The following is a 5,600-nucleotide window of genomic DNA, read 5'->3' on the forward strand; positions in this document are numbered from 1 at the left end:
ATCTCGATTGAGGAAGAGGCTATTAAAAGAGGCTATTCGATCAACACCTCCTATTCAGAGATGATCTCGAAACTCGCTCTGCAGGTTGCACTTGGCAAGCTAGGGTTAGAAGAGGCAATTGAAAATGCTTCTAATAAGATCTTCGGGGATCTATATAGAAGCACTCTGGACATCTTAATGGGTAGGCTTGTAGGTGGAGGAGGAAGATCCTTTATAGTGATATACACATCATCAGGCTCAGATCCATATGCGGCTAGTAGGGAATTCTTTTCAAAGGTATCTAATGCGATTAAAAGGGAGTATCCAGGGGCTTCTATACTGTGGACTGGTAGCAATGTTATAAACGAGGATCTCAAGAGGATCTCTTCTGAAGATATTGCGAGGATCTCCAGGGTTAGCGAGATCCTGGTTTTTATAGTGCTTCTAGCTATATTGGGTAGTATAGCAGCGGTGATCCTTCCATATGCAGGTATAGTTCTAGGTGTAGTTGTGGGCGGGGGGATCGCTTTCTTCATAGCATCTGGAGGTATTGCCGATATGCTCTCACTTACAAGAACACTCATATATGTTATACCACTTGGGCTGGGATCTGACTATGCTGCCTATCTAGTATATAGGTTTAGAGAGGAATATGCGAGGCTTGGCGATCCGAGGAAGGCTTCTGAGGAGGCTCTGAGGAGGGCTGGGCCTGCTATTGTAGCGAGTGCTTTAACGGTGATAGCTGGCTTCGGCTCCCTCGCACTTGGCTGGGAGTTCCCTCTCTTTAGAAGCCTCGGGGTATATATGCCTCTAGTTGTTGCTGTTACAGCAGCATCATGCCTCACATTGGTTCCAGCGATCCTCTCAATAGCCGGTGGATCTAGGGTGTTCTGGTGGGGTGTTAGGAGAAGCATGGGAATAGATCGTGCTGGGTATAGTATGAGCAAGATCTCAAGAACCTTTATAAGGATGGGCCCGGTAATACCCATAATATTTGTTATTGTATCGATTGCCTCTATAGCTATATATCCTGTGATCTCCTTCTCACATGATCTAAGGCTCTTCCTACCATCGAATAGCCCATCAATCATAGCTCTAGACACAATAGCCTCTGACATGGGATATGGGCAGGTGTTTCCAAGCTATATAGTTATTGTAAAGAGTTCAGCTATATCAACAGACGATCTAGTAAAGATCGAGAGCCTTGCCTCGAGGATCTCTGGCCTAGATGGTGTGCAGAGCGTTGAAGGGCCTACGAGACCGTTTGGAACCCCGATAAATATTTCCACATCATCTCTAGAGGATCCTGCGGTTTCTGCGTATATCTCGAATAATATAACATATATGAGGGTGGTTATAAAGAAAAATACGTTTAGCTCTGAAGCTATAGATCTTATTGAAAGGATAAGAGAGATCACAAAGGAGTGGGCTTCTACCAATGGGTATTCTGTCTATATAGGGGGAGCCACAGCTACTTCTGAGGAGTTGGATAGGCTTGTGAATAGCCTATTCTGGTATAGGGTCTTGCCTTTTGCTGTGATATCAATGATCCTGATCTTCACCCTTGTCTTTGGGAGCTTCTTAGCCGCGGTATTAGCTGTTCTACTCGTTGTGCTATCATCGCTAATATCGATGGTGTTAACTGGGATAGTATTTAATAGCATATTCTTATCACCTGTACTCTGGTTCCTCCCACAGGTAGTATTCACAGCGATGCTGGGTGTTGGTATGGATTATAATAGCTTCTACATGGCTAGAGCTAGAGAGATATGTCTTGTAGAGGGTGAATGCAGCTCCAAGGGAGTGGCAAGAGCTTCCGGGATTATTGGGAGGCTCATAATGGGTCTTGCGATGGTGATGGCAGCAGCTTTTGGATCCCTCATGCTATCCTCATCGATAGGCTTAAGAGAGATAGGGTTTTCACTGCTAGCTAGCGTGCTACTTATAGCATCTGCCGTCTCTTATCTAGTTATACCTCCCATCTTGTCTATGATTGGTAGGAGGATGTGGGTGAAAAGAGGTTCAAAATAGTTTTCATATAGCTATAGTATTTAGCCCTAAATACCCTTTATAATATATTCAATAGGTGTGGCTCTGTGCTTTCAATATCGATCATATGGGGTAAAGGTGTTCTTGTCACCGTTGATGGAAGATCCATGGATCCGGGTTTTCAAGAGCCTAGGAATGTAAGGGTAGTTATATATCAGGGGGATGGTAAGGATAAGCCCCTTGCGATTGTTTCCGGCTATGGAGATATTTCTATATTATCTTCTCTTTTCCAAATAGCCGAGGATGTGTTTATAGAGTGGTTCGATACAGCTGGTTCTAGGAGTTGGAGAAATCCTGGGGAGCTGGAGACGAGGAGGATAGTCTCGCAGATCGAAGAGAGAATCTTAGAGAGGTATAGGGATTTGAAAAACCTAGGTGTAACACCGAATGCCCAGCTATCGCTTGCCCTGGTAACCCAGGATGGCTCTCCAAAGCTATATTATTTCAATGAAAAGGGCCTTGCATCTCCCAGGCACCAGGCGCCTGGATATATAGTGCTTGGATCCCCGGCCTCTGTAGCTATTGCGGAAGCTCTTATAAGGGCTGTTGGTTACTCGCCTCAAGAGTCTATGGGGCTAAATCTAGGTGTTCTCTCAGCGTTCATGATCTCTCTAGCCTCGGAGGTTGATCCCAATGTCTCGCCTTATATAGGGGATTCGATATATATGAGATACGATCCTGAGGAGAAGGATGTGGTTGTTGGTAGCATCAAAGATCAGGCCCTTGTAAAGATGATAGAGAGGCTTGAGAGGCGAAGGGAGGCTGTGAAACTCCTGTGGAGGGCAATGGATATTCTCGGGGATGAGAGGGAGGAGAGGGTTTTAAGGCTTCTAAAGAGCCTCATAGAGGGTTCTACTCAGAAGCAAGAGTAGCGATTTAAATGCAATATATATGCTCTAGGAAATAGCATTAATGGTGTCCAATATGGATCTGGTTAGAGAGGCTTTCTCACCTAGGTCACAGGCTCTTAATAGAGCTACCAACTCTATAGTTACGTTTAATGAGAGGGCTATTGATGAGGCTTCGCATCTTGTTGAGAAGGGTCTAGAGCCTCTACCCATAGCTGTTAAAGATCTGATAGAGACGGCTGGGATCAGAACTACTATGGGGTCGAGGGTTTTCCAGGACTATGTTCCTAGGAGAGATGCCTGGGTTGTTAAAAGGCTTAAGAAGGCTGGATGGATCATTGTTGGTAAGACAAATACCCATGAGTTCGGCATGGGCCCCACAACTACTTCAAGCATATTCGGACCCACTAGAAATCCACATGATCTATCGAGGATCGCTGGGGGGAGTAGCGGGGGATCTGCTGCAGCAGTAGCAGCAGGCATAGTTCCAGTAGCCCTTGGCACAGACACACTTGGATCTGTTAGGATCCCTGCCTCCCTATGTGGTGTCTTCGGGTTTAAACCGTCCTACGGCTATATAGATACAGATGGCGTCTTCCCACTATCCCCATCCCTAGATACTGTGGGTGTGATAGCAAAAGATCTCTCTTGGGTTGAGAAAGCTATTAGATCTATTGTGCCTAGGCTCCTTAGAAAGGTTGAGCTGAAGAGCAAGCCAAGGCTAGCTATACCAAAGTGGTTTAGAGCTCCACATGAGATTATAAAGGGCTTTGAAGACATTGTAGAGGAGGTTGAGAATAGATTTCTAGACTATGTATCGGCTATAGGATATGATTATGAGGAGGTTGAGATGCCCGTAGCAGAGAGGCTGGCGTGGAGGGAGGTTATGGTGATAAGATATAGTGAGGGAACCCATATACATCTGAAATACAGGGATAAGTGGGATCTCTATTTCCCAGATGTTAGGAGGCTTGTTGAAAGGGGGCTTCAACAAGGCTACAGCGCTCTGGACTATCTAAGGGCTCTAGCATCTAGGGAGGAGGTGAGGCTAGAATTGGGAAGGATTCTCAAGAGGTTCGACGCCCTTATAACCCCCACCACCCTTATACCAGCGCCTAGAATAGATGATGTGATAGGTAGGGAGGACGGCCCTATCAGGGGTGTTCTCACATATGAAACTATATATGCATCCTATGTAGGTGCCCCAGCGATCTCGATCCCAGCGTTGAGGGTCAGGAATCTTCCTGTAGGTGTTCAGCTCATAGCAGGCTATGGCGAGGACTCGAAGCTCCTCACAATCTCTAGAGAGGTATCCCAGCGTCAATAGCGGGCTTCGAATGTAACGCTGTTATAAGTCTCTATATCTATTTAAATAGATAGCTCTGAGGAGGATTATGTTGAAAATCCTGCTCCTTACTGGGAAGCTAGCATCGCAGCTAGCAAGATCGATAGCCCATGAGGTATCGAAATCCCTAGGTGTGGAGATAGATGTGGATGTATTAGATATACCAGTAGCTGCTCTTATGACTGTGAAAGATGTTCTTGAGCACCTCTCTAAAAAGGTTGGCGAGGCAAGGCAATATGATATCATCATAGCTCCAGGCCTACTAATAGGGGATCTCGAGATCGTTAATAGAAGTCTTGGTGTTAGGTGCTATAAGGGGAGCAAATATATAGGGGATCTACCCCTAGTTATTAAAGAGATCCTCAAGGGGAATGTTAGGCTTTCAACCTCTAAACCTGCTGACTCAGTTCTAGAGCTGTCTAGAAAGATGGACTATAAAAAGGTGCTTGAGGATATAGAGCTGAGATCTGAGAAAGCTTTTAACATAGGATCTATATCGATCCCGTTAAACCCACCCCCATTCAGGATCATGGCTGAGGTTAACATAGAAGATCCTATAGAGCATGTTGTGAAAGAGTCGATTAGAATGTCTAGAGAAGGAGCAGATATAATAGTGCTAGGCACATCAGCTGATAGCGATAATCCAGATATGGTTGCAAGGGCTGTTAGAGAGGTTTCTAGGCATGTTAATAAGCCGATAGGGATCGACTCTATAAATCCGAGGGAGATCGAGGCAGGTGTTGGCTCGGGCGCGCAGCTTGTAATGAATATAAGTAGATCCTATTTCTGGGTTGTTGAAAAACTGCCAAGGGATATAGCATATGTTCTAGTCCCTGAGAGTGTTGAGGATCCAACTGCATATTCTAGAGTGAAGTCCTTGGTAAGGGATCTAGAGGAGCTGAGATCTATGGGGGTTAGCAAGGTTATATTAGACCCTGTTATACCACCACCTAACTTCGGAGCCTTAGAAGGGCTATACGCTGTTGGATTAGCTAAGAGGCATATCCCATCATCACCTGTTCTAATCAGCTCTGCTAATATCGTTGAGATGATAGATGCCGACTCCATAGGGATAAACGCCCTTATAGCGAGCTTCGCCTTAGAGGCTGGAGCATCTGTGATCCTTGTTACCGAGGATAGCTGGAAGACAAGGGGCTCTTTATTAGAGGTTGTTAGGGCCTCTCTAATGTGCTCTATATCATATGCTAGGAAGTCCCCTCCAAAGGATCTTGGAATAGATCTTCTGGTTGCTAAGTCGAAAGAGAAGCCTGTGAGGATCCCAATAGGGTTTGAAGAGGATGTAGTTGTTGATAGATATATCCCACCATCTAGGCTTGATAAAGAAAGGTTCTTCGTAATACAGCTAGACTATGAAAACA

At 45.3% G+C, this 5,600-nt stretch carries 4 protein-coding genes; all 4 read left to right on the forward strand.

Annotated elements, in window-relative coordinates:
- Positions 1 to 2,010, forward strand: a 2,010-nt coding sequence (locus tag QXE01_11350) for an MMPL family transporter (GenBank protein MEM4971832.1), incomplete at its 5' end; no start/stop codon positions are given.
- A gap of 65 nt (positions 2,011 to 2,075) precedes the next feature.
- The gene (locus QXE01_11355) at positions 2,076 to 2,900 is read left to right on the forward strand and encodes a hypothetical protein (GenBank protein MEM4971833.1); all 825 of its coding nucleotides are present in this window, start codon (positions 2,076 to 2,078) and stop codon (positions 2,898 to 2,900) included.
- Positions 2,901 to 2,952: 52 nt separating this feature from the next.
- Entirely contained in the window at positions 2,953 to 4,203 is a 1,251-nt protein-coding gene (locus QXE01_11360) for an amidase (protein MEM4971834.1), read from the forward strand.
- 67 nt (positions 4,204 to 4,270) lie between these two features.
- The coding region (locus QXE01_11365) for a dihydropteroate synthase-like protein (protein ID MEM4971835.1) at positions 4,271 to 5,600 on the forward strand (1,330 nt) is incomplete at its 3' end.

Source organism: Sulfolobales archaeon, assembly GCA_038897115.1.
Lineage (GTDB): Archaea > Thermoproteota > Thermoprotei_A > Sulfolobales > AG1 > AG1.